At 60.9% G+C, this 24720-nt stretch carries 17 protein-coding genes; 9 read left to right on the forward strand and 8 right to left on the reverse strand.

Annotation, left to right across the window (positions count from 1 at the left end; all coding sequences use genetic code 11):
• Positions 1 to 115: 115 nt before the first annotated feature.
• The 4 genes from ACTJK9_RS24190 to pvdM all read right to left on the reverse strand — a co-directional run bounded on the left by ACTJK9_RS24190 (position 116) and on the right by pvdM (position 5466).
• Positions 116 to 1765, reverse strand: coding sequence for a cyclic peptide export ABC transporter (locus tag ACTJK9_RS24190; protein ID WP_064594771.1), 1650 nt, complete (start codon positions 1763 to 1765; stop codon positions 116 to 118).
• A 118-nt stretch (positions 1766 to 1883) separates the two neighbouring features.
• Positions 1884 to 2777, reverse strand: coding sequence for a dihydropyoverdine dehydrogenase (gene pvdO, locus ACTJK9_RS24195; RefSeq protein ID WP_064594772.1), 894 nt, complete (start codon positions 2775 to 2777; stop codon positions 1884 to 1886).
• A gap of 30 nt (positions 2778 to 2807) precedes the next feature.
• Positions 2808 to 4088, reverse strand: coding sequence for a pyoverdine-tailoring periplasmic protein PvdN (pvdN, locus tag ACTJK9_RS24200; protein ID WP_440816791.1), 1281 nt, complete (start codon positions 4086 to 4088; stop codon positions 2808 to 2810).
• Between the two features lie 28 nt (positions 4089 to 4116).
• A complete protein-coding gene (gene pvdM, locus ACTJK9_RS24205) occupies positions 4117 to 5466 on the reverse strand; it encodes a pyoverdine-tailoring dipeptidase-like protein PvdM (protein WP_064594775.1) in 1350 nt (449 codons plus the stop codon).
• A gap of 222 nt (positions 5467 to 5688) precedes the next feature.
• Here pvdM and pvdP point away from each other — a divergent pair, with 222 nt between their 5' ends.
• Positions 5689 to 7317 carry a pyoverdine maturation tyrosinase PvdP gene (pvdP, locus tag ACTJK9_RS24210; protein ID WP_085612863.1) on the forward strand — a complete coding sequence of 543 codons (1629 nt, stop codon included), beginning with the start codon at positions 5689 to 5691 and terminating at the stop codon, positions 7315 to 7317.
• Positions 7318 to 7417: 100 nt separating this feature from the next.
• On the opposite strand, the gene ACTJK9_RS24215 is transcribed toward pvdP, so the two are convergent.
• From ACTJK9_RS24215 to ACTJK9_RS24225, 3 genes are read right to left on the reverse strand one after another with little or no spacing between them, the layout of a single operon-like run.
• Positions 7418 to 8821 carry an efflux transporter outer membrane subunit gene (locus tag ACTJK9_RS24215; RefSeq protein ID WP_064594777.1) on the reverse strand — a complete coding sequence of 468 codons (1404 nt, stop codon included), beginning with the start codon at positions 8819 to 8821 and terminating at the stop codon, positions 7418 to 7420.
• Between the two features lie 7 nt (positions 8822 to 8828).
• The gene (locus ACTJK9_RS24220) at positions 8829 to 10802 is read right to left on the reverse strand and encodes a MacB family efflux pump subunit (RefSeq protein ID WP_085612859.1); all 1974 of its coding nucleotides are present in this window, start codon (positions 10800 to 10802) and stop codon (positions 8829 to 8831) included.
• On the reverse strand, positions 10803 to 11975 hold the full coding sequence (locus ACTJK9_RS24225; RefSeq protein ID WP_085612857.1) for an efflux RND transporter periplasmic adaptor subunit: 1173 nt from the start codon (positions 11973 to 11975) through the stop codon (positions 10803 to 10805).
• A 333-nt stretch (positions 11976 to 12308) separates the two neighbouring features.
• On the opposite strand from ACTJK9_RS24225, the gene ACTJK9_RS24230 reads away from it, so the two are divergent.
• The 7 genes from ACTJK9_RS24230 to ACTJK9_RS24260 all read left to right on the forward strand — a co-directional run bounded on the left by ACTJK9_RS24230 (position 12309) and on the right by ACTJK9_RS24260 (position 22815).
• Positions 12309 to 12791 carry a sigma-70 family RNA polymerase sigma factor gene (locus ACTJK9_RS24230; RefSeq protein WP_085612855.1) on the forward strand — a complete coding sequence of 161 codons (483 nt, stop codon included), beginning with the start codon at positions 12309 to 12311 and terminating at the stop codon, positions 12789 to 12791.
• A gap of 133 nt (positions 12792 to 12924) precedes the next feature.
• The gene (locus ACTJK9_RS24235; RefSeq protein WP_221399128.1) at positions 12925 to 14262 is read left to right on the forward strand and encodes a lysine N(6)-hydroxylase/L-ornithine N(5)-oxygenase family protein; all 1338 of its coding nucleotides are present in this window, start codon (positions 12925 to 12927) and stop codon (positions 14260 to 14262) included.
• 571 nt (positions 14263 to 14833) lie between these two features.
• Positions 14834 to 17533, forward strand: coding sequence for a magnesium-translocating P-type ATPase (mgtA, locus tag ACTJK9_RS24240; protein ID WP_440816798.1), 2700 nt, complete (start codon positions 14834 to 14836; stop codon positions 17531 to 17533).
• A 54-nt stretch (positions 17534 to 17587) separates the two neighbouring features.
• Complete coding sequence (locus ACTJK9_RS24245) at positions 17588 to 18304, forward strand: MgtC/SapB family protein (RefSeq protein ID WP_085612851.1); 717 nt, start codon at positions 17588 to 17590, stop codon at positions 18302 to 18304.
• Positions 18305 to 18413: 109 nt separating this feature from the next.
• A complete protein-coding gene (locus ACTJK9_RS24250) occupies positions 18414 to 18848 on the forward strand; it encodes a chemotaxis protein CheY (protein WP_440816802.1) in 435 nt (144 codons plus the stop codon).
• A 108-nt stretch (positions 18849 to 18956) separates the two neighbouring features.
• A complete protein-coding gene (locus ACTJK9_RS24255) occupies positions 18957 to 19583 on the forward strand; it encodes a response regulator (RefSeq protein ID WP_440816805.1) in 627 nt (208 codons plus the stop codon).
• A 10-nt stretch (positions 19584 to 19593) separates the two neighbouring features.
• Positions 19594 to 22815: an ATP-binding protein gene (locus tag ACTJK9_RS24260; RefSeq protein ID WP_440816808.1), complete on the forward strand. Its 3222-nt coding sequence runs from the start codon at positions 19594 to 19596 to the stop codon at positions 22813 to 22815.
• Between the two features lie 4 nt (positions 22816 to 22819).
• On the opposite strand, the gene dkgB is transcribed toward ACTJK9_RS24260, so the two are convergent.
• A complete protein-coding gene (gene dkgB / locus ACTJK9_RS24265; RefSeq protein ID WP_440816810.1) occupies positions 22820 to 23623 on the reverse strand; it encodes a 2,5-didehydrogluconate reductase DkgB in 804 nt (267 codons plus the stop codon).
• Between the two features lie 221 nt (positions 23624 to 23844).
• On the opposite strand from dkgB, the gene ACTJK9_RS24270 reads away from it, so the two are divergent.
• Positions 23845 to 24711: a pirin family protein gene (locus ACTJK9_RS24270; protein WP_440816812.1), complete on the forward strand. Its 867-nt coding sequence runs from the start codon at positions 23845 to 23847 to the stop codon at positions 24709 to 24711.
• The last annotated feature ends 9 nt before the right edge of the window (positions 24712 to 24720 follow it).

The raw sequence follows: 24720 nt of genomic DNA on the forward strand, positions 1-24720 counted from the left end.
TAGTTAATGATAATTAGACGCAACACTGCGTAAAAACCGGAAAAATCCCGCGAACCGCGAAAGTCTCTGCTATCGCGCGAAGGCGGGATCAGCTCATCCCTGAGCGGTTGGCGTATCAGGCCGGGTTGAGCGCGGTTTTGACTTTGCCGGCATCCATGCGCACCAACTGGTCGGCGACATCGAAATAACGGTCATCGTGGGAGATCACGATGATGGTCTTGCCAAGGCGTTTGAGATCGGGCAGCAGCTCGGTGTAGAAGATCCGGCGGAAGGTCGGGTCCTGATCCGCGGCCCATTCGTCGAACACCAGCACCGGGCGCTCCTCCAGCCACGCATTGACCAGCGCCAGACGCTTGCGCTGGCCGGTGGACAGGTCGGTGGTGGTGAAGCTGCCGTCCTGCACGCTTACCTTGTGGGCGATTTCCAGGCGTTGCAGGTATTTGTTGGCGTCGTCGGGAATGTGCGTATCGCCTTGCACCACGTCATCGAACAGGTAGTAGTCGGCAAACACCGTGGTGAACAACTGGCGGTAATCGTCGCGGGTGAGGGCAGTCACGCATTCGCCGTTGAGACGGATTTCTCCTTGTTGTGGCGGATACAGGCCCAGCAGCAGTTTGATCAGGGTGGTCTTGCCGCAGCCGTTTTCGCCGACGATGAATACGATGTCGCCTTGTTCGATCTTCAGGTTCACCGGCCCCAGCGTGAACGGCTTGGCCTCGCCCACGGCCGGGAAGGCGTAGCGCACGTCCTTGAGTTCCAGGCTCTGCACCGGCTCGGCTTTCTTGCCCTGATCGCTGAGCAACAGATGCGGCTCGGGCGAGGAGAACTGCGCCGACAGTTCAGCGATGCGGCGGAAGGCAATCTGCGCGCGGCTGACCACCGGCAACGTGCCGACCAGGTGTTCCAGCGGACCTTTCATGTACAGCAGCACCAGGACGAAACCGCTCATCACGGTTTTGTCAGCGCTGGGCCAGAACGATTGCAGGGCCAGCGCCAGACCGATGACCACAAAGAACAGCATCGAGCCGAAACTCTTGGCAATCACGAACGTGTTGATCGATTTGATCTGGGTCTTGCAGATGAAATCGGCCGTGCCCTTGATGCCACTATTGAACATACGCTGGCGGCGCGGGCGGTGTATGCGCAGTTCCTTGGCGCCTTCGGCAATCGCGTTGTAGTGCTTTTGCAGTTCGTCTTCAGCGTCACGGGCGGCGAAGAAACCTTTGATCCCGCGACCTTGGGCGAAGTACTGGATGCCAGTGCCGATCAGGATCGCCACGACCATGATCAGGAACATTGGCCACGACAGCATCGCCAGGTACCCCATGCAACCGAGGGTCACGGTCAGCGAGATGGCCAGTGGCGCGAAGGCGAAGGCGAAGTCACTGATGGTGTCGACGTCGTGGGTCAGCACCGGAATCAGGCGATGGCTGCGATAGCGTTCAATCTGTTCGATCGGTGCCGACAGCACTTTCTCGCCCAGCTGTTTGCGCAGGGTGGCGATGATGTGCTGGCCGACATAGTTGGTGCCGATGTCCGAGCAGATCGAGCTGAGCAGCGCCAGCACGCACAGGCCACCGAACAGCGCGACCACGCCCTGGGTCAGGCCGGATTCGGAGTGCAGCGCGTTATTGATGGTGGCCAGCAGGACCGTAACACTCAGGCCACCGACCATACCCAGAATGACCGACAGTGCGACGACGAGCCGAAAAGGTTTGAGTAGGGTGAACAATTCATGAATTGCACCGCGCGTAGGCTGGGTCATGACAGGACAGTTCCTTGGGTCGTAAGGCAGATACCCTGTAGAACGTCTGATCCGGAGCTTAATTTAGACGGTCGCCGACTGGCGGCGACCGTGGGGAGAGCAGAAGCGTTACTGCGGATTACAACTCACGCACGACACGGAAACCGATCCAGTCGCCGCGGGTCTTCGGATCGATGTCGTTGCGGTTGCCCGAACGAGAGAATACCGGCGCTTCCCCCCAGTCATTGCCACGAATGCGCAGGGTGTCGCAGTTGGGTTCAAGCCACGCGCTGCCATCGGTTGGCGCACCCTTATAGTCCGGGTGATAGCAGTCTTCGACCCATTCATAGACATTGCCGTGCATGTCGTACAGGCCAAAGGCGTTGGCCGGGTAGCTGCCCACCGGCGAGCTGAAGCTGTAACCGTCCGCCGGGCCGTAGGTGTTGGCGTGTTTGGCGATGCTATAGCCTTTGCCCTCGTCGAACGGGAAGGGAAAAGGGCCTTTGGATCCTGCCCGGGCACCGTATTCGCGCTGGGCTTCACTGAGCATGCTGTACTTCTGCCCGGTTTTTTTCGACAGCCAGGCGACGTAGTTCTTGATGTCCTGGAAATCCATGCACACCGCCGGCTGACGCGGGGTTTGCGGATAGCGCGGTTTGCTGGCGATGCACTCGCGACCGGGGCGCGTGTCGCCGTTGGCGATCACTGCACCGCTCTGGCGAATGTAGCTGTCCCATTCACCGGCGGTGATCTGGAAGCGGCTCATGGCGAAGGGTTTGGCGAAGGTTACTTCATGCATCGGGCCTTCGTCAGGTTCGCGGCCCACTTCATCCTCAGGCGTGCCCATGGTAAAGGTGCCGGCCGGCAGTACGACCATTTCCGGGCAATCTTTGCAGTCCTTGAATACTTTACCCGCGGCGGGCGGTGTCGCGGCCTGTGCGGCGGTCGGCAGCAGACCGGTCATGAGGGCGGCGAGGGCCAGTGCCTTGAGCGCGTTGGCGCCGTGGGCAGGGGGCAACAGATCACGTTTCATGAGTCATCTCGTTTAAAGGAAAGCGGGGTGTCAGAGCTGTTTGTCGAGTACGGCCATGAAACGCTCGATGTCGTTTTCGCTGTTCAGCAGGCCGGGGGCGATGCGGATCACCGGGCCGACGTCGCGCTCCACCGCGTCACACACCACGCGGTTTTGCATGAGCTGGGCGGCGACCTGTTCGCAGTCGCGATCCTTGATCCGGAAGAAGGTAAAACCGGCAGACAAATCGGCGCTGCGGGGTGTCACCAGTTCAATCGAGCGGTGTTCCAGCAAGCGGTTCTTGGCGTAGGTGTTGAGTTCGTGAATGCGCGTTTGCACCTCGCGTTTGCCCAGCGCCAAATGCAGCTTGAACGCTTCGTCCAGTGCCCAGCGGTGTTCGAAACTGTGATACCCGCCGGGGGTCATGATGGTCGAGAACGTGGTGGCCTCGGAAAAGGTCGGGATGGTCGGGGTGACGTCCTTGAGTTCACTGGAACGTGCGCAAATGATCCCGGTACCGCGGGGGCCGAACATCCACTTGTGGGTGCCGGCGATAAAGAAGTCGCAATGCATGTCGGGGAAGTCGAGGTCATCGACACCGAAACCATGCACGCCGTCGACGACGTACAGGATGCGATCCTTTTCCTCGCGCTGGCGATTGTGCTGATCCACCAGTTTGCCGATCTCGCCGATCGGCAGTTTCACGCCGCTGCCCGATTGCACCCAGGTCATGCCCAATACGCGTGTTTCGCGGCGAATGCCTTTGTCGATGTTGCTCAGCACTTCGTCGACGGACACTTTGGCGCTGCTGTCGAACAACTTCAGTTTGCGCACCTTTACGCCATCTTTCTGTTGGCGATAACCCAAGGTGTAATTCGTCGAGTAATGTTCGTGTTCGGTGGTGAGGATTTCCTGATCGGCGCGTACATGAATGCCGCCATAGATCAGCGCCAGACCTTCGGTGGTGCTGCCGGTGAGAGCAATCTGCTCGGGCTTGGCCTTGAGGTAGCGACCGGCCCATTCGCGCACGGCTTGCTCGCGCTTTTCGCTTTCACCCAGATCCCAATCCATCGCACGTCCGGGGTTGCGGTCGAGGGTTGCGCGGTAACGCTCGATGGCTTCGCGCACCGGGCGCGGATGGGAGGTCACGAGGAAGTTGGCGAAATGCAGGTAATCCGGGTCCTGATCGAACAGCTGGTGCAATTGCGCCCATTTGTTTCCGGCGGGCGGTTGTGGATTGGCGGCGCCGGCCGGCAGGTTGACGGCAGCGCCCAAGGGCAGGCCGGCGGCAAGGATGCCGGCCTGTTTGAGGAAAGAACGACGGTTGGTCATGAGATCAGATCGCTTGTTCGAAGAGGTGTCAGCGGTTGACCACAGGCCTGGAGGATTTTTGTACCTGTTCCCAGACCCGCAAGAAGTTGCCGCCCCACAATTTGGCGATGTCGGCCTCGCTGTAGCCACGCGAGATCAGCTCGGCGGTTACGTTGCGCGCTTCGCTGACGTCCTTCCAGCCATCCAGGCCGCCGCCATCGTTGAAGTCGGAACTGATGCCGACATGGTCGATGCCGATTTTCTTCACGGCGTAATCAATGGCGTCACCGAAGTCCTTGAGGTTGGCCTTGGGTTCTTCGTCGACGATTGAATAGAGCTGGCCGGCGTACTCGCCAAAGCGTTGTTCCGGCCACACAGTGATGATCGGGTCGCCAGGCATCAAGGCCATTTCCAGGCCCTGCAGCGGCTGCAGATCAAACTTCGCACGCAACGCGTTGAGCTTGTCCTGGGTGGCCTGGCTCAACGGGCGCAGGTAAGTCGGGAAACCGACAATCTGCACGACGCCGCCGCTGTTCTTGATCAGTTGCATTTCCTGGTCGCTGATATTGCGCGGGATATCCACCAGCGCCCGGGGAGCCGAATGGGAGGCCACGATCGGTGCGCGGCTCAGCTGTGCGACTTGTTCCAGGGCCTTGGTCGACATCTGCGAGACGTCGATGATCACGCCCAGATCGTTGAGCCGATGCACGGCCTGTTTGCCAATGTCCGACAGACCGCCAAGCGCATCGCGGGTGTCATTGAAAAACGGCAGGGGGCGCGAGGAGTCGGCCCAGTCGTTGTTGCCCACGTAACTGAAGCCGAACATGCGCATGCCGCGTGCGGCCCACTTGTCCAGAGCGTTGAGATCGTTGCCCAGTGGATAGGCGTTGAGCATGCTGATGAAAATCGCAAACTTGCCTTCGCCATGCAGGCGGCGGAAATCGTCCGGGGTGTAGGCGATGGCGACCTGATTGGGGAAATCGCGGACCAGGGTGCTGATGATCTTGTAGCGGGTTTCCTGTTCGAAGCGGGCCTCTTCTACAAAACCGGCGGTGGGACGGTGAGGCGCGTTGGCGCCGTTCCAGATTTCCGGCCAGCCGAAGATCGTCAGGGCGGCACCGGACAGGCGCCCGCGGGCGGTTTTCACCAGATCGAACTGGCCGCTGCCATCCTTGTCGGCTTCGTTGCCGGCGGTGCCGAAATCCAGCGGCACGGTGATGTGGCTATCGAACGAAATGATCCGATCCTGCAACTCATCGGCTTGCTGCATGACTTTGACCGGGTAGCCGGGATTGTCCTTGAACCAGTGTTCCCAGACCGCAAAGCCTGCGGCAGCACTGATCGCCAGGGCCAGCGGCAGGCCAATGTAAAGAGCCTTTTTCGAACGTGGTGTTGTCATTGCCATCTCAGTCAGGTTCGCCGTCGAGTTGCGGGCGCAGGGGCCTTCGCTATTTGGGTGGAACGACTGGGCAGCCGGGTAATTTAGGCCTGGCTGAAAAGAACGCAGCCCGATTCAGGCACTGCCGAAGGCTGCGAACTTTTCGGGGCGCCATAAATTTACCTCTGCAACAAACGTTCTAGCTTGGATAAAGCCTGCTTCATGGCTGACACAGGTAGGGCAATGAAGATTTCTCGACGATGGTTCATGGCGGGCCTGGCACTGACCGGCGCCGCTGTGCCAGCAGCGTATTTTGGGCATCGTGAATGGACGAAGCCGGATCCGACGATCACCCCGGGTGAGGCGTCGTTCGACATCGCGGATGTTGCCGGGCAACGCCTGGCGGATGCGCTGCGCGGTATCTGGCAGATTCGTTTCGAGGGCCATGACGCCGGTATCGCGGGTTTGCCCAGGGACGGTCTGGAAGTGTTTCTCGATGTGGCCCACAAAGGGCGCGGCGTTATCGGCTTTCTCGACACGGCCGAGCGTTTGCGCTCGCCTCAGGCGCCGCGCTACCGCATTCTCGCGGACCTCGCCGATGTCAAAGCCTCGCAGTTGAGCTGGCGTCTGGTCAGCACATCGGCGGCCGACGGTGCACCGGACTACGAATTCAACATGGCGCTGGATGAAGTCTGGGGCGGCTTCGGCAACGCCGGCAGCGGCAGCCTCAGCGGGCGCGTCCTCAGACTGGATCGGCCGTTAATGCTGCCGGCGCAGGACAATCGTTTTATTGCCGTAAAACGCATGTTCCCCGAGGCACGCGAGCGGGCCGGGTTGAACCCGACGTTGCTGGCCTGGCTGATCTCCCCCGAGCACCGCCTGTTCCACCAACTCTGGCACGCCAGCCGCGACAAGTGGCACACCTTGAGCGAGGAAAAACGCGGCGCCCTGCGCGGTATCGGCTGGCAGCCTGGCCCGCGTGGCAAGGAGCGCGACGCCCGTGGCCCGCGCAAGGATCGCAATGGCTCGGGTATCGATTTCTTCTTCATGCACCGGCACATGCTGGGCACGGCGCGATCAATGCAGGATCTGCCGTCGTGGCAGCATTTTCCCCTGCCGCAGCCGGAATTGATCCGCGATCGCCAGGGTTTTGCCGATTATTTCGACAATCACGACGGCACTTCGCTGCCGCCGACCTGGCTGGCCGAGGACGATGACGAATACTCGCAATGGGTCAGCGACATCAAGACGGCCGAGACTTATCACAGTAATTTCCTGGTGTGGGAATCGCGCTACCGTGACCCGCGCTACCTGGCCAAACTGACCTTGGGGCAGTTCGGCTCGGAGGTTGAGCTGGGGCTGCACGACTGGCTGCACATGCGCTGGGCGTCTGTGCCGCGCGATCCCTCCAACGGGCACCCGGTGCCGTTTGCGCGTGATCCGGCCGATTTTTCCGCGCGTTGGTACGCCGCTGAAAACGATTTCCTGGGCGATCCGTTCTCCTCTCATGTGAGCCCGGTGTTCTGGGCGTTCCATGGCTGGATCGATGATCGTCTGGAAGACTGGTTCCGCGCGCACGAGCGCTTTCATCCGGGCGAAGTCAGTCGCTTGCAGGTCAATGGCGTGCCGTGGTTTGCACCGGGACGCTGGGTGGAAGTCGCCGACCCGTGGCTCGGGCCGAGCACCCACGGCTGCAGCACGGTACCGGGCCTGCAGCCAGGCAAGTCAGTGGAGATGGATCCGGAAACCATGAAGCTGGCCCTGCGCATCACCTTCAGCGATGACGAGAAAGTGTTGTCGTCGTTGTTGCGCAAGGTGCCGCAGCGTCCGTGGTATGCGCGTCATCTGAAGCCCAGACAGACTCCGGTCTGAGACGGTATTCACTGCCATCGCCAGCAGGCTTGCCCCCCACCCATTCAGCTGCACCGATGAATGTGGTGGGGCCCGACCTGCTGGCGATTGCACTTGCAGGTCAGCGCGATGCCAGTACCTGCCAGCCGCCGCCTAATGCCTTGTACAAGGCAATGCTTGCCTGCATTCGTGACAATCTCAACTGCACATTCAAATCCTGCGCGGCATAGAGCGTGCGTTGGGTTTCCAGTACCGTCAGCAAATCCTCTGCGCCGGCCTGGTAGCGACTCTGGGCGATGTCGAACGCCGTTTGCGCTTGCCGCAGCTCCTCGCTTTGCCATTGCCGTTGCTCGTCGAGGCCGCGAATGCTGTTCAAGGCTTTTTCGACATCGGCGAAGCCATTGATGATCGCGCCGCGATAGTTCTGTAGCAGTTCTTCCTGGCGCGCAGTGGCTTTGTCGCGCTCTGCGCCGAGACGACCGTTATTGAAGATCGGCCCGATCAATCCGGCGGTCAGGTTGTAGAAGGGGTTGCGCAGAACGTCGCGGAACTGGTCGGCCCCGGAGCCGATATCGGCACTGAGGCTGACAGTCGGCAGCATGGCAGCGCGGGCAACCTTGACGTCGGCCTCGGCGGCGGCCAGTTGCGCTTCGGCGCGCGCGATGTCCGGGCGGCGATTGAGCAGATCGCTTGGCACGCCAGTGGCGATTTCCGGCCAATGCAGTTGATCGAACGATTCCCGGTTCAGCACGAGAGCCTGAACCGGGCGACCCAGCAGGGCTGCGAGGCTGATCGAAGCGTCCCGGGCCTGTTGTTGCACCAGCGGCAATTGCCGTTGCTGGGCCGCTACCAGGCTTTTCTGCTGAGCCAGTTCCAGGGCGGTGGCTGAGCCTGAGTCAAAACGTGTTTGCACCAGTTTCAAAACGCTTTGCGCGTTGGCCAGATTGAGCTCGGCAATGCGGCTCTGCTCGCGCAGCGACAAGGTTTGCGCATAGGTGTCGGCGACACTGCCGAACAAGGTCAGCTCCACCGTGGCACGATCGAACTCGCTGGCCTGCAAGGCGAATTGCGCACTGTCGCGAGAGGCTTGTTTGCCACCCCAAAAGTCGATTTCGTAACTGGCATTCAGATTGGCGTCGAAGTAATCCACGGCCTTGTTACTGCTGTCGGCGTCCAGTTGGCTGTAGCCCTTGCCGCGTAACAGTTTCTGCCGATTGGCATTGAGCGTGGCCTGCACTTCAGGCAATTGTGAGCCGCCGGCGATCACGGTGCCGGCCTGGGCCTGGCGTACCCGAGCCATGGCAGCGGCGAGGTCGAAACTGCCAGTGCGAGCCTGTTCGATCAGGCGATCGAGCTCCTGGCTGCCGAACTGCGTCCACCATTGCGGGTTGTTGCGGGCAGTGCTGGCAGCCTGCGCTGACTGCCACGCGGCGGGAGGCTGCAAGCCGCTGTCCGGACGCTGGAGGGGATTGGCGCAGGCGCTGAGAATCAGGCACACGGTCAACAAACTGAAGCGCGGTTTCATAGATCGATCATTCACTGGTAAGGGCCGTGACCGGGTCGAGCCGGGCAGCTTTGCGGGCCGGCATGAAGCCGAAGACAACACCGGTGACCAGGGCGCAGCCAAAAGCGCCGAGCACTGCCAGCAGCGAGAAGGCGACGGCGATGTCACTGAGGATCAGCACGCCACCGACGATCAACGCCAGGGCAATCCCGGCGATCCCGCCGACCACCGAGAGCATCACCGCTTCGGTGAGGAACTGACGCAGGATGTCGCGCTGGCGAGCGCCGGTGGCCATGCGAATACCGATCTCGCGGGTACGTTCGCGCACCGTCATGAGCATGATGTTCATCACGCCGATACCGCCGACCAGCAGCGAAATCGCCGCAATCGATCCGAGCATCAGCGACAGGGTATTTTGCGTGCGCGCTTCGGCCTGGATCATGGCGGCGTTGTTGGTCAGTTCGAAATCCTTTTTGCCGTTATGCAGGCGCAGCATCATGCGCTCGATTGCCTGTTCGGTTTCCTTGACCTTGCGTGCATCGGCGGCAGCGATGGCGACGTACTCCGGGTTATACGTGCCAAACAGGCGCGTGCTGGCGGCGGAGTAGGGAATGGCGATGCGGTCGTCACTGTCGGAATCGCCGGAACTGGAGCCTTTTTCGGCGAGAACCCCGACCACTTGAAAGGGCACGTTTTCAATCAGGATGTACTGCCCGATGGGATTGGCGACGTCCTTGAGCAACTTGCTTCGGACTTTGTGGCCGATGACGGCAACCGCAGCGCCACTGGCTTCGTCGGCGGCGGTGAAGTAAGCCCCTTCAACCACCGGCCAATTGAAAATCTTCGGGAAATTGGTGTCGTTGCCGCCCACGTAACTGTTGTGATCGAGATTGCCGTAACGCACCACGGCTTCGGCGCCGTTGACGGGCATGATCTGCTTGATCAGCGGCAGGGTGGCGAGCACTGCGAGGTCGTCGAGGGTGATGATGCCCTGCGGTGCACGTGGGTGCGGAGGGACGCCACCCAGGTAAATGATGTTCGAACCGAAAGCGCCCATCTGCGCCATGACCTGACGCTTGCTGCCTTCGCCCACTGCGAGCATGACCACCACCGAGGCTACGCCGATGATGATCCCGAGCAGGGTCAGCGCCGTGCGAAAGCGGTTGATCCACATCACTCGCCAGGCGGCATGCAGAGCGTCCACCAGCTCGCCTTTCCAGGCACCGGAGGCTTGCGCACCTTCGCTCAGGCGCTTGCGCAGATCGACGGCTTGCAGGGCGCCGGGGTTGGCCGTGGCCTGGGCTTCGGGGTTGTCCCGGGCGCTGTCGCTGATGATCAGGCCGTCGCGGATCTCGATGATGCGCTTGGCCCGCGCTGCGACTTCGCGGTCGTGGGTGATCAGGATGACCACGTGGCCCTGGCTCGCCAGCTCGTCGAGCAACGCCATGACTTCCTTGCCGCTGTGGCTGTCGAGGGCGCCGGTGGGTTCGTCGGCCAGGATGATGTGGCCGCCGTTCATCAGTGCCCGGGCGATCGACACCCGCTGCTGCTGGCCGCCCGACAACTGATGTGGACGGTTGCCGGTGCGCGAGGCCAGGCCGAGGCGATCGAGCAGGGCGGCCGCGCGGGCGTGGCGTTCGGCGGCGGGGGTGCCGGCGTAGATTGCCGGCATCTCGACGTTCTCCTGGGCCGAGCCGGACGGAATCAGGTGATACCCCTGAAACACGAAACCGAAGGCTTCACGCCGTAGCCAGGCCAGTTCGTCGGTGTCGAGGCCGGCGACGTTTTCCCCGGCAAAACGGTATTCGCCAGAGGTGGGCCGGTCGAGGCAGCCGAGAATGTTCATCAGCGTCGATTTGCCGGAGCCGGAAGCGCCGACAATCGCCACGAACTCACCGGCGTGGATCGACAGGTCGATCCCGCGCAGCACATGCACTTCGGGGGCGTCGCCACCGCCGTAGGATTTGCGGATGTCCTGCAGGTCGATCAGGGGCGTCTGCATTCAGCCTCCGCTGCCGTCGGCCGGGCCGATCAACAGGTGATCGCCCTCGTTCAAACCTTCCAGCACCTGGACTTTCAAGCGATCGCTGATGCCGGTGTGTACTTCGCGGGACTGGATGTCGCCATTGGCGGCGATCACCTGCGCGGTCTGCCGGTTTGCCGTGGCAGTGCCTTGCAGGGCGGCAACCGGTGCGGTGAGAACGTCTTTTGCCTGACTGGCGACGAAGAATACCTGGGTGGTCATTTCCGCCATCAGTGCGTTGTCGGCGTTGTCGACATCCAGCAGCACGGTGTAGAGCACCACGCGGGCGCTGCCGCTTTTGCTGGAATTGGCAGGACTGCCGCCGCCCTGGCTGGTCTGGTCCAGCGGCTTGGGCGGCACCGGCAGGATTTGCCGCACGGTGCTGCTCCAGCGCCGCTGGCCGCCGCTGAGGGTGGTGAAGTAGGCGGTCATGCCCGGTTTGACGTGGCCGATGTCGGCTTCGGAAACCTCCGCCCACACGGTCATTGGCGACAGCTTGGCGATGCGCAGGATCAGCGGTGTCTGTTGTTGTGCGTTGAGGGTCTGGCCTTCGCGGGCATCGAGGGCCACCACGGTGCCGGCCATCGGCGCATAAATGCGGGTGTAGCCGAGTTCCGCCTGATCGCTGCGCAGGCTGGCTTCGGCCTGACGGATCTGGGCCTGGAACATGTCGATGCGTGCCTGGGTGGCTTTCAGTTCGGCGCGGGCGGTCTGCACGTCTTCTTCGCGGGTGGCGCCGCCAGCGGCGAGATGCTGCTGGCGCTGGTATTTCTGCTGCGCGAGTTCGTGCTGAGCTTTCTGTTCCTGTAATTGGGCCTTGAGGTTTTCGATGGAAAAACGCCCGGCGTCGAGTTTGGCTTTCTGGGTCGACGGATCGATTTCCACCAGCAGCTGACCTTCCTTGACCACGTCGCCGACCTCTACATGGATCTTGCGGATCTGCCCCGACGCCTGGGCGCCGACGTCCACATAACGCCGTGGTTGCAGGGTGCCCAGTGCGGTGACGCTGCTTTCGATATCGCCGCGGGTCACTTGTACGGTGGCGAACCTGTCCCGCCCGGGAGGCAGGATCTGCCAGGCGGCGTAGGCGATAACGGGGATCAAGCAAAGGACTACGAGCAGGGCGCGTCGGGCGGGGCGGGGACGTTTCATGCAGGGTTCCGGCCAGTGGAAATCGGCCCGTCGTTCAGAGGAGTGCGCGGGGTCAGGCACCGTTGAACGCTGCCGCAGGGCGCGACAGACACGGGGAGCTGTCCTGTAAACGAAGAAAGCGGAACGGAATTTAAGTGGCGACACAGGTTGTTACAGCAATCTGAAGTTATAGCCGGCCACTATTTGTCGGGCAACGACAAACACTACTTTAAATCTATATGAGAATTACTATAAATTACGCACCTCAAGTTGCCACTATCTTGCTACTGCCTCGGGCGGCTCGGCAGAACAGTGTGCTCAAGGACAAAACCCGCACTCGAGCGGCCGGGAGTCATGTTGGAAAACTACTATCGTGAGCTGGTGTGTTTCCTGAACGCCAGGCTCGGCAACCGACAGGTGGCCGAAGATGTGGTGCATGACGCTTATGTACGGGTCCTGGAGCGTTCCAGCGATACGCCGATCGAACAGCCCCGGGCCTTCCTTTATCGCACCGCGCTGAACCTGGTGATCGACGACCATCGGCGCAATGCCCTGCGTCAGGTCGAATCGCTGGAAGTGCTCGACAGCGAAGAGCGCTATTTCACGCCGTCCCCCCACAGCACCCTCGATCATGGCCAGCGCCTGGACATGTTGCAGCGTGCGCTGGCCGAGCTTTCGCCGCTGTGCCGCGAGAGTTTTCTATTGCGCAAGATCGAAGGCCTGTCGCACCCCGAGATCGCCGAGCACCTTGGTATTTCCAAGGCCCTGGTGGAAAAGCACATCGTCAACGCCATGAAACATTGCCGCCTGCGAATCAAACAATGGGATGCCCATTGAGCCGTCGCCGTTAAATTTTATTTCACTGTCCTCGTTCCTACTCAACAGACGATCTGCTGTCCTGCTCCGGGCCGGCCGGTCACCCAAGCTCTTCCTCCGCGCTGTTCGGGGGTTCATCCAGAGGACACTGGAAATGACACAGGCAATTGCATCGCCCATCGTTCACGACCTGATCGGCGTCGGTTTCGGCCCTTCGAACCTGGCGCTGGCCATCGCTCTGCAAGAGCGCGGCGCGACCCAGGGCGAGCTGGATGTGCTGTTCCTCGATAAACAACCCAACTACAGCTGGCACGGCAACACCCTGTCGACCCAGAGCGAGTTGCAGATTTCCTTTCTCAAGGATCTGGTCACCTTGCGCAATCCGACCAGCCCGTACTCGTTCGTCAACTACCTCAAGCACCACGGCCGTCTGGTGGACTTCATCAACCTCGGCACCTTCTATCCGTGCCGCATGGAGTACAACGACTATCTGCGCTGGGTGGCCGCGCAGTTCACTGAGCAGAGCCGCTACGGCGAAGAAGTGCTGACCATCGAGCCGGTGCTGCACAATCATCAGGTCGAAGCCCTGCGGGTGATTTCCCGCGGCACGGACGGCCAGCAGTTGGTGCGCACCGCGCGTTCGGTGGTGGTCAGCGCCGGCGGCACGCCGCGCATTCCCGAGGCGTTCAAGGCGCTGAAGGGTGACGCTCGGGTTTTCCATCACTCGCAATACCTGGCCGAGATGGCCAAGCAGCCGTGCATCAACAACCAGCCGATGAGCATCGCAATCATCGGTGGCGGCCAGAGTGCGGCGGAAGCCTTCATCGACCTGAACGATTCGTTCCCGTCGGTGCAGGTGGACATGATCCTGCGTGGCTCGGCCCTGAAGCCGGCGGACGACAGCCCGTTTGTCAACGAAGTGTTCTCGCCGGAGTTCACTGACCTGATCTTCCAGCAGAACAGCAGCGAGCGTGAGCGTCTGGTCAACGAGTACCACAACACCAACTATTCGGTGGTCGACATCGACCTGATCGAGCGCATCTACGGCATCTTCTATCGCCAGAAAGTCTCCGGCGTCGCACGTCATGCGTTCCGCACCCTGACCACGGTCGAGAAAGCCACCGCCACCGAACGCGGTATCGAGCTGACCGTGCGCAACAACGCCACCGGTGAAGTCACCGTGCGTGCCTACGATGCAGTCGTGCTGGCCACCGGTTACGAGCGTCAGATGCACCGCAAACTGCTGGCGCCGCTTCAAGAGTACCTGGGTGACTTCGAAGTTGATCGCAACTACAAACTGATCACCGACGAGCGCTGCAAGGCCGGTCTGTACATGCAGGGCTTCTGCCAGGCCAGCCACGGTCTGAGCGATACGCTGTTGTCGATCCTGCCGATCCGCGCGGACGAGATTGCCGGCTCGCTGTATGAGCATGGCAAGAACCGTGGGCACAGCCGTTCGGTGATGGACTTGTTGTTGGCGACTGCCAGCTAAGTTTCACGATCGCCATCGCGAGCAGGCTCGCTCCCACAATGAATCTGTAAATGCAGGAAAAATGTGGGAGCGAGCCTGGTCCGGGCGGCGATCCGACGATGACTCTTCCAGAGCACCGGAAGTTTCCAATCCTGAACCCTTCCTGAACACCCGCCACATTCCCCGACACACTTCCTTTCGCGGGTTTACTCTCCAGACATCGGGGCGTAAGCTTCGCGCGTTTTCATCAATAGCGGAGACCCACAGTGGGTACTTGTTCGAGTGACAGTTGTCGGCCGGTCCTTGTAACCGGCGGATTCTCGGCAAGATAACGCGCATTCCTTTGTGCCGTTGTCTCGCCGAACAGCGAGCAGCGGCATCCCGATCATGACCGGTCCCGGTCATGTCCCGACGTCCTTCTCATCGACACTGAAAAGCCTGTGAAGTCGACTTCATCGTCGTCATTGCAGCCCTATCGACACGCCTGTCTTTTCTGACCGGCGCGCCACGCCTTGCCGTGCCGGTTTTCCGGTGCCCAGGACGAGGACGTACCTGCTCGACGGTTTCCCGGCTGACCATAGGGGCAACAGCCATGAAACTTACGCTCAAGGAATTTTTCGCAGGCTTCCTGCGGACCCGCCACATCGCCCGGCACTTCCGTCGCCTGGCCTTGCTGGAAACCCTCAGCGACACCACGGTCAGCCGTGAAGTGCCGCCCACCCTGGCCAATACACTGGTGGACGCCGCCCATTGCGACAGCGGCGTGCTGTTGTCGAACCTCGGCACCCACACCGATGGCCTCACTGATTTCGAAGTCGATGTACTGCGTGCGCAGCACGGCCTCAACGAAGTCGAACACGAGCAACCGCTGCCGTGGTGGACCCACCTGTGGCACTGCTACAAAAACCCGTTCAACCTGCTGCTGACTCTGCTGGCGGTGATCTCCTGGCTGACCGAAGACCTCAAGGCCGCCATCGTGATTTTCTCGATGGTGGTGCTGTCGACGCTGCTGCGCTTCTGGCAGGAAAGCAAATCCAACCAGGCCGCCGACGCGCTCAAGGCGATGGTCAGCAACACCGCCACCGTGCTGCGCCGGGATGCGCCGCGCGCTGAACTGCCGATCAAGCAACTGGTACCCGGCGATCTGATCGTGCTCTCGGCCGGCGACATGATTCCTGCCGATTGCCGGGTGCTCAGCGCCAAGGACCTGTTCGTCAGTCAGGCGGCAATGACCGGTGAATCGATGCCGGTGGAAAAATTCCCGCGTCAGGCCAATCGCGACACGCGCAATCCGCTGGAACTCGAGAACATCCTGTTCATGGGCACCAACGTGGTGTCCGGCACGGCGGTGGCGGTGATTCTCACCACCGGCAACAGCACCTATTTCGGTGCACTGGCACAGCGGGTCGGGGCGACGGATCGTGCGGTGACTTCTTTCCAGCAAGGGGTGAACAAAGTCAGTTGGCTGTTGATCCGCTTCATGTTCGTCATGGCGCCGCTGGTGTTGTTCATCAACGGTTTCACCAAGGGCGACTGGACCGAAGCGCTGCTGTTCGCGCTGTCGATCGCCGTGGGCCTGACCCCGGAAATGCTGCCGATGATCGTCACCTCGACGCTGGCCAAGGGCGCGGTGTTCCTGTCGCGCAAGAAAGTCATCGTCAAACGCCTGGATGCGATCCAGAACTTCGGCGCCATGGACGTGCTGTGCACCGACAAGACCGGCACCCTGACCCAGGACAGGATCTTCCTGGCGCGTAATGTCGACGTCTGGGGCGAAGACTCCGATGACGTGCTGGAAATGGCTTACCTCAACAGCTACTACCAGACCGGCCTGAAAAACCTGCTGGATGTGGCGGTGCTGGAACACGTGGAAATCCACCGTGAGCTGAAGGTCGGTACGGCGTTTCGCAAGGTCGATGAAATCCCGTTCGACTTCAACCGCCGGCGCATGTCGGTGGTGGTCGAAGGGCGCGGCCAGCCGCATCAACTGATCTGTAAAGGCGCAGTGGAAGAAGTATTGGCGGTGTGCAGCCGGGTGCGTCACGGTGAAGTCGACGAAGCCTTGAGCGATGAATTGCTGGCGAAAATTCGTCAGGTCACCGCAGCATTCAACGCTGAAGGCTTGCGTGTGGTAGCAGTGGCGGCACGGTCGATGCCTGAAGGTCGCGACACTTACAGCCTGGGCGACGAGCAGGAACTGACGCTGATCGGTTACGTGGCGTTTCTCGATCCACCGAAGGAAAGCACCGCCCCGGCACTCAAGGCCCTGGCCGAGCACGGCGTGGCCGTGAAAGTGCTGACCGGCGACAACGAACTGGTGACCGCCAAGATCTGCCGCGAAGTGGGCCTGGCCCAGCAAGGCCTGTTGATGGGCAACGACATCGAACGCATGAGCGACGCCGAACTGGCGGTGGCGGTAGAAACCACCAACGTGTTCGCCAAACTGACGCCGTCGCACAAGGAACGCATCGTGCGCATCCTCAAGGGCAACGGCCACGTGGTCGGGTTCATGGGCGACGGCATCAACGACGCACCGGCGCTGCGCACCGCCGACATCGGAATTTCCGTGGACAGCGCGGTGGACATCGCCAAGGAAGCGGCCGACATCATCCTGCTGGAAAAGAGCCTGATGGTGCTGGAGGAGGGCGTGCTGGAAGGGCGTCGGACCTTCGCCAACATGCTCAAGTACATCAAGATGACCGCCAGTTCGAACTTCGGCAACGTGTTCTCGGTGCTGGTCGCCAGTGCGTTCATTCCGTTCCTGCCGATGCTGCCGATGCATCTGTTGGTGCAAAACCTGCTCTACGACATTTCGCAGATCGCGATCCCGTTCGACAACGTCGACGACGAGATGCTGAAACAGCCACAACGTTGGCAGCCAGGGGACGTCGGGCGCTTCATGCTGTTCTTCGGGCCGATCAGTTCGATCTTCGACATCACAACGTTCGCCTTGATGTGGTACGTGTTCGATGCCAACACCCCGGATCACCAGACCCTGTTCCAGTCCGGCTGGTTCGTGGTGGGGCTGCTGACCCAGACGCTGATCGTGCACATGATCCGCACGCCGAAGATTCCGTTCCTGCAAAGCCGCGCGGCGATGCCGCTGCTGGTGATGACCGCAATCATCATGGCCGTGGGCATCTTCCTGCCGATGGGGCCGCTGGCGCACTACTTCAAATTGCAGGCGCTGCCGTCGATGTACTTCGTGTTTCTGCCGGTGATCCTGCTGGCGTACATGGCGCTGACCCAGGCCGTCAAAGGCTTCTACATCCGCCGGTTCGGCTGGCAGTAACAGGCCAGATTCCCCCCTTGTGGGAGCAAGGGGGGCGGTTTCAAGGAGTTCGACATGCAAGCGATCAACAATCTCAACCTCAGCTCATTGCTCGATACCCTGGTCAGCCTCAGCGCGGCGTTCATTCTCGGCGGCCTGATCGGCTTCGAACGCCAGTACCGGCAGCGCACGGCGGGCTTGCGCACCAACGTGCTGGTGGCGGTCGGCGCGGCAATTTTCGTCGACATGGCCAACCGTCTCGCCGGGGCCGAAGGCGCGGTGCGGGTGGTCGCGTATGTGGTCTCCGGCATCGGTTTTCTCGGTGCCGGGGTGATCATGCGCGAAGAGGGCAACGTGCGTGGGCTCAACACCGCCGCCACGCTCTGGACCTCGGCGGCGGTTGGTGCCTGCGCCGGTGCCGACCTGCTGGCCGAAGCGGTGCTGGGCACCTTGTTTGTGCTGGCCGCCAATACCTTGTTGCGGCCGATCGTCAACAACATCAACCGTCAGCCGCTGGACGTGGTCTCGGCAGAAGTCACCAACATTGTTTATGTCATCGCTCGGCGTTCGCAGCAGAAAGCCGTTTTCGCCTTGCTCGAGGCCGAGCTGGAACGCAGCAATTACCCGGCCAGCGATGTCGATGTACATGCCTTCGGTGCCGATGAAATCGAGATCGAAGCGACGCTGGCCACCACCTCGGTGGACGGTGATGAACTGGATGCGCTGGTGGCGCGAATCTCGACGTCGACGCTGGTGGTGCAGGCGTTCTGGAGTCCGAGCACCACGGAGTAACTTTTTCAATCCCGATGAGTGACCGTGTTTTTCGGAAAAGTCCTACAGAGTGTATCCCGATGCTTGGGTAGTCTTGCCGCCACTTGAAGCGACTACCCGGACTTCCACATTGACCGACAAAACCCTGCGCATCCTGATCGCCGACTTGCAGCATTTTCAGCGGATGAAGATCGAGCGCCTGTTCAATGGCCTTGATTATTACCGCATTGCACCGGTGCAAAGTCTTGCCGAACTGTTGACCCTGGTCGATTACGGCTGTCAGCCGTTCGATGTCCTGGTGGTTAATGCCGAACTGGCGAGCGGGATCGCGGATCTGCCCGGTGTTCTGTTCGATCACCCACAAGTCCGACGGGCCCTGGTCTATGGTGAGCCGGCGGATTCCACAGGGGTTCCCGGGCATTTTGGGGCAAAGGTCATCACCAGCCCTGCAGCGCTGCCTTCATTCGACGAAATCGAACAGCTGATGACCTCGGTCGAGGCATCGCTTGGGCGGTCATCGCGTGCGCTATCACAGATCGGTCTGGCGCGCACCTGTCAGATCTGACAGGTGCTTCATCGTACAGTCTGTGCAACAGTTGTAGCGCAGCTACCAATAGTCCCGTTCATGCAAGATCGGTGGCTTCATCACTATGTAATCGCACCGGGAGTGGTCATGGGTCGAGTACTGCTTGCCGAAGATCACCCGGTGGTCGTCTCTGCCATCCATATGCTGTTGCATGGGTTGGGCTATAAGCAGATTCACGTGGTGTCGAGCGGCGTCGACGTCGTGCCGATGATTCGTGAACATGCGCCGGATCTGATGATTCTCGACCTGAACCTTGCAGGTATGGGCGGGCTGGATGTATTGGAGCGTATCAGGGCTATCGGGCTGGTTTGCAAAGTCGTGATTTTCACCTCGGCTCCCCGGAACAGTTTCCTGATGCGTTGCCGGCGTGCCGGAGCGATGGCCTTCGTGGAAAAGTCTGCCGACCTGAAACAGCTCGAGAATGCGATCAAGGCTGTGCGTTCGGGCTACACTTTTTTTCCTGAAATGCACGGTGTCAGTTCAGGACAACTCGATGCACTGAGTGATGAGCGGCAGTTGATTGATCGGCTGTCCGACCGCGAATTGCATATTCTGGTGCAACTGGCTCACGGCAAGTCCAACAAACTCATCGCCTTGGAAATGAACCTGAGTCACAAAACCATCAGCACCTACAAGACCCGATTGATGCTCAAACTGGGAATAACGTCCTCAGTGACGTTGCGAGAGCTGGTCGTGCGCAACGATCTGTTCTGAGAGGCTTTCCATGATGAGGCCGTTGCGGTTGGTTTTTCTCTTGGCACTGTTGTTTGCAGGCACAGCTCAGGCGGCGACGAGTGCGCAAAGACTGGAAATTGTTTCCCGCACCCGCCTGGAAGGCGTGCAGGTTCGCCTTGATGATCAGGATAAACAGTGGCTGAGCGCGCATCCGGTATTGCGCATCGGTGCCTCCTGGCCGGATTACCCGCCCTTTGAACTGACCCGCAAGCGCCATGAGCTGGAAGGCCTCACCGCCGATTACGCCGATGCGATTGCACAGGTACTCAATCTCGCCGTCGAAGTCTGGTGCTATCCCGACCGCGCAAGTGCGATGGCCGCGCTCAAGGCCGGTGATCTGGATTTGCTGGGCACGTCGAACAACTTCGAGATCGCCGACCCCGAACTGATGCTGTCCCGTGCCTACGCCGAAGATCAGCCGATGTGGGTGACCCGGCTCGACGAACCATTGCCCGACGATCTGGCCGGCAAGCGAATCGCCATGGTGGACGACTACCTGCCAGCCTCGACCATCGAGCAGGCTTACCCGCAAGCCTCCCTGCAGCGTTATCGCTCGATTCTCGATGCCCTCGGCGCGGTGGCGTTCGGTCGGGATGCGCTCTACCTTGGCGACTTCATCAGCGCCAGCTATCTGATCAACACTCATTTTTATAACGACCTGCAACTGGCGGGCCCCTCGGGCCTTGACGCCAACCCGTTCGGCTTCGCCCTGACCCGCAGCAACACGCGGTTGAAACGTCTGGTCGACAAGGCCCTGCTGGCGATTCCCATGGAGCAGCGCCTTGCGATGGAGCTGCGCTGGAGTGCCGGGCGCGCCGACAGGGCAGCGCAGTCGCGGGTAAGTCTGAGCGACAGCGAGCAGCAATGGCTGGATCAGCATCCGGTGGTGCGGGTCGGTGCTATCGACGATTTTGCGCCGCTGGCATTCTTTGATGCCGATGGCCGGTTCAGCGGCCTGACTGCACAACTGCTCAACCTGATCAGTCAGCGCAGTGGCCTGACATTCGAGGTGGTCCGAGGTCAGTCTCTGGATCGTCAGGTCGAGCAGCTCAGGAGCGGGGAGCTGGATCTGTTGCCGGTGCTGACACCGAGCCGCGAGCGTGAACTTGAAATGCGGTTCACCCGGTCGTACACCAACAGCCCCTTCGTCTTGATCACCGATTTGAAGGCACAGGCGCCGCGCAGTCTCGAGGAGATGGCGGGTAAACGTCTGGCGCTCTATCGCGGTAATCCGCTGCGCGAATATCTGTTGGAGCACGTGCCGCAGATCAGCCTGATCGAGTTGCCGAGTCCGGCGGACGGTACGCGGGCGCTGCTTGATGGTCGGGCTGATGCGACATTGAGCTCGTTGCTGGTGGCGCGTTATCAGATCGATCACCAGTACCGTGAGCGCTTGCGGATTGTCTCCACGCTGGGTGATCAACCGGCCCGGATTGCCATGGCCACGGCGCCCGATGCCCCGCAACTGCAATCGATTCTGAACAAAGCGCTGCTGGGCATTGCACCCCAGGAAATTGATGGCCTGGTCGCGCGCTGGAGTCGTAACGTGGTGTTGCAGGACAGCTATTGGCAGCGTCATAGAGAGCAAATCCTGCGCGGGTTTGCCATTGCCGCCGGGTTGCTGTTGCTGGCGTTGGGCTGGATCGCCTTTCAGCGTCGGCAGATCCGTCAGCGTCAACAATGGTTAAGACAGTTGCAGGAGGCCAAGGAGGCGGCCGATGAAGCCAATCGTGCCAAGAGCACGTTTCTGGCGACCATGAGCCATGAAATCCGCACACCGATGAATGCCCTGATCGGCATGCTTGAACTGGCCCTCAAGCGTGCCGATGAAGGCGTGACCGATCGCCAGGCGATCGAGGTGGCGTCCAGTGCCGGGCAGCAATTGCTGGCATTGATCGGCGATATTCTCGACATCGCGCGCATTGAGGCTGGGCATTTGTCGCTGGTTCCCGAACGGGTCAATCTGCGCGAGGTGGTGCAGTCGGTGTGTCGGATTTTCGAAGGCCTGGCCCGGCAGAAGCAATTGTTGTGGCATGTGGAGCTGGATGAACGCAGCAACGTCGAGGTGATGATCGATGCCCTGCGTTTCAAACAAGTGCTGTCGAATCTGTTGAGCAATGCCATCAAGTTCACCGATGACGGCGAGGTGAGCCTGCGCTTGCGCGTATTCGGCGAACAGGACGGGCTGATTGAAGTGGGTGTAGCCATTGAAGACAGTGGCCGGGGAATCAGCGCCGAGGATCAGCAACGCTTGTTCAGCCCGTTTGTGCAGGTCGGCGATCATCAGACTGCGGCGCAGGGCGGTTCTGGCCTGGGGTTGGTGATCAGCCGCAACCTGTGCCGGATGATGGGGGGTGATTTGTGGATGACCAGCGAGCCGGGCAGGGGCACTCAGGTCATGCTGCGACTGGAACTGCCAGTGCTGCAGCCGCTGGTGCAGGAGGCTGCACCGGCACCCGTGGCGACGGCGGTCAAGTCGCTGAACGTGCTGGTGGTGGATGACCATCCCGTGAATCGCCTGTTGTTGTGCCGACAGTTGAGTGAACTCGGCCATCGCCCCGTTGAAACCGAAGGTGGTGAGAGCGGGCTGGCGCTGTGGCGCAGGCACTCCTTCGATGCACTGATCACCGATATCAACATGCCGGGGCTCAATGGATATGAACTGACGCGCGCGGTGCGTCAGGAAGAAGCCGCAACGGGCAGGGGGCCCTGCCTGATCCTTGGATTTACCGCCGATGCGCGGATGGAACAGAAGCACCGATGCCGGGCGGCCGGGATGGACGATTGCCTGTTCAAGCCGGTTCTGCTGCGGGAATTGAGCCAGGCGCTGATGGTCGCCACATCCGGGGGAACGCAGGTCGAGAGTGTGGACGATCCGGCAGTGGCCGCGTTCGACCTGAGTGCGCTGTTACAAATGGCAGGCGCGGACAACCCGCTGATCGGGCAATTGCGTGAGGAGGTGCTGAGCAGTCTGCGCATCGACCTGAAGCGTCTGGATGAATCAGGCCGCAAAAATGACCGCGCCGATTTGCGTGATCTGGCGCATCACATCACGGGCGGGGCGCACATGATCGGTGCCGAGCGTGTGGTCTCGGCGTGTCGGCTGCTCGAACAGGCCTGCCGGGCCGATCAGCCCGAAGCGGCATTGATGGCCGCCATCGATTCGCTGCGCGAGGCCATGCACGACCTCGCGCAGCAGCTTCAGGCCTGATCGATCAGTCCCACTGCGGCGCGATGCCTTTGGGGCTGGTCAGGCGATGGCCGCGCTCCAGTGTGGCGATCAGCGCCATGTCGGCGTTGCTCAGGGTCAGCGCCGTGGCACCGAGGTTGCCTTGCAGGTTGGCGCGTTTGGTCGACGACGGAATCACCGCGTAACCCGATTGCATCGCCCACGCCAGCGTGACCTGCGCCGGGGTGGCATGCAGGCGCTCGGCGATCTGCACGATCAGCGGATCCTTCAGCACTTCGCCGTAGGCCAGGGTCATGTACGACGTGATCTGGATGCCCTGACTTTGCGCGAACTCGACGACCTTGCGGTTTTGCAGGTATGGGTGCAGTTCAATCTGGTTGGTGGCGATGTTTTGCGCACCGACCGCAGCAATCGCCTGTTTCATCAGGTCGATGGTGAAGTTGGACACGCCGATCTGCCGGGTCAGGCCCAGGCGTTTGGCTTCCAGCAACGCGCCCATGAATTCCTCCACCGGCACCTGATCTTCCGGCGACGGCCAGTGGATCAGCGTCAGGTCGAGGTAGTCGGTCTGCAGCTTTTGCAGGCTTTCCTTGAGGCTTTCGATCAGACGATCCCCGGCGAAGTTGGCGATCCAGATCTTGCTGGTGATGAACAGCTCTTCACGGGCAATGCCGCTGGCAGCGATGGCTGCGCCAACGTCGGCCTCGTTTTCGTAGATCTGTGCGGTGTCGATGACTCGGTAACCAAGTTCAAGGGCAGTGCTCACCGAATCGATGACCACCTGGCCTTGCAGGCGAAACGTACCAAGACCGAAAGCGGGAACAGACATGCAGGACTCCAGGGTTGCAGTGGGAATGGGCAGGAGTATCCGCGTCTGATTCCTTGGGAAAAACCGCTGTCGGGGCAAAGTACTGTTGACTGAAAGTCACGAATCACGCCAATCGGTCATTGTTCCATCAGTAGGACGATGAGGACGGTTTTGGCTGACTAGTACTAAATAGGTGGCGAATTTATGATTGGCCCATGATCAACCTGATGACGGAGTCCACCATGAAAAACCTGATCGGTATCTACACCAGCCCTCGCGGCCACTGGGTCGGCGATGGGTTTCCGGTGCGCACCCTGTTTTCCTACGACAATCTGGGCAAACACATCAGCCCGTTCCTGCTGCTGGATCACGCCGGGCCTACACAATTCACCCCGACTACTGAACGCCGCGGCGTGGGGCAGCATCCGCACCGTGGCTTCGAAACCGTGACCATCGTTTACGAAGGCGAAGTGCAGCACCGCGACTCCACCGGCAGCGGCGGTACCATCGGCCCGGGCGATGTGCAGTGGATGACGGCGGCTTCCGGCATCCTGCATGAAGAATTCCACTCGGAAAACTTCGCCAAAACCGGCGGCAACCTGGAAATGGTGCAACTGTGGGTGAATCTGCCGGCCAAGGACAAAATGGCCGCGCCGGGTTACCAGACCATTCTGGACAGTGATATTCCGCAAATCGCGCTCAAGGACGGTGCCGGCAACCTTCGTCTGATCGCCGGTGAGTTCGACGGCCACAAAGGTCCATCCCGCACGTTCACGCCTATTGATGTGTGGGATCTGCGACTGAACACTGGCAAGTTGCTCTCGCTGGATCTGCACGAAGGCCGCAACACGGCGCTGGTGGTGTTGAAGGGTTCGGTTCAGATCAACGGTGGGGAGTCGATGCGCGAAGGCCAGTTGGCGCTGTTCGAGCGTGATGGCGATCGCATCACCCTTGAAGCCAGCGCGGACGCGGTGGTGCTGTTGCTCAGTGGCGAGCCGATCGACGAGCCGATTGTCGGCCACGGCCCGTTCGTGATGAACACCGAGCAGGAAATCCACCAGGCTTTCGCCGACTTCCAGTCCGGCCGCTTCGGCCAGATGCACGGCTGAAAATCCCGG

Origin of the sequence: Pseudomonas sp. 22082, assembly GCF_052046055.1 — a bacterium.
Lineage (GTDB): Bacteria > Pseudomonadota > Gammaproteobacteria > Pseudomonadales > Pseudomonadaceae > Aquipseudomonas > Aquipseudomonas pharyngis.

Coding starts and splice junctions, on each gene's coding strand:
- pvdO (WP_064594772.1), bottom strand. CDS start 2,777: ATGAAACGTGATCTGTTGCCCCCTGCCCACGGCGCCAACGCGCTCAAG.
- mgtA (WP_440816798.1), top strand. CDS start 14,834: ATGAAACTTACGCTCAAGGAATTTTTCGCAGGCTTCCTGCGGACCCGC.
- pvdP (WP_085612863.1), top strand. CDS start 5,689: ATGAAGATTTCTCGACGATGGTTCATGGCGGGCCTGGCACTGACCGGC.
- ACTJK9_RS24215 (WP_064594777.1), bottom strand. CDS start 8,821: ATGAAACCGCGCTTCAGTTTGTTGACCGTGTGCCTGATTCTCAGCGCC.
- ACTJK9_RS24245 (WP_085612851.1), top strand. CDS start 17,588: ATGCAAGCGATCAACAATCTCAACCTCAGCTCATTGCTCGATACCCTG.
- ACTJK9_RS24270 (WP_440816812.1), top strand. CDS start 23,845: ATGAAAAACCTGATCGGTATCTACACCAGCCCTCGCGGCCACTGGGTC.
- ACTJK9_RS24220 (WP_085612859.1), bottom strand. CDS start 10,802: ATGCAGACGCCCCTGATCGACCTGCAGGACATCCGCAAATCCTACGGC.
- ACTJK9_RS24260 (WP_440816808.1), top strand. CDS start 19,594: ATGATGAGGCCGTTGCGGTTGGTTTTTCTCTTGGCACTGTTGTTTGCA.
- ACTJK9_RS24225 (WP_085612857.1), bottom strand. CDS start 11,975: ATGAAACGTCCCCGCCCCGCCCGACGCGCCCTGCTCGTAGTCCTTTGC.
- ACTJK9_RS24235 (WP_221399128.1), top strand. CDS start 12,925: ATGACACAGGCAATTGCATCGCCCATCGTTCACGACCTGATCGGCGTC.
- ACTJK9_RS24255 (WP_440816805.1), top strand. CDS start 18,957: ATGGGTCGAGTACTGCTTGCCGAAGATCACCCGGTGGTCGTCTCTGCC.
- ACTJK9_RS24190 (WP_064594771.1), bottom strand. CDS start 1,765: ATGACCCAGCCTACGCGCGGTGCAATTCATGAATTGTTCACCCTACTC.
- ACTJK9_RS24230 (WP_085612855.1), top strand. CDS start 12,309: ATGTTGGAAAACTACTATCGTGAGCTGGTGTGTTTCCTGAACGCCAGG.
- dkgB (WP_440816810.1), bottom strand. CDS start 23,623: ATGTCTGTTCCCGCTTTCGGTCTTGGTACGTTTCGCCTGCAAGGCCAG.
- pvdM (WP_064594775.1), bottom strand. CDS start 5,466: ATGACAACACCACGTTCGAAAAAGGCTCTTTACATTGGCCTGCCGCTG.
- pvdN (WP_440816791.1), bottom strand. CDS start 4,088: ATGACCAACCGTCGTTCTTTCCTCAAACAGGCCGGCATCCTTGCCGCC.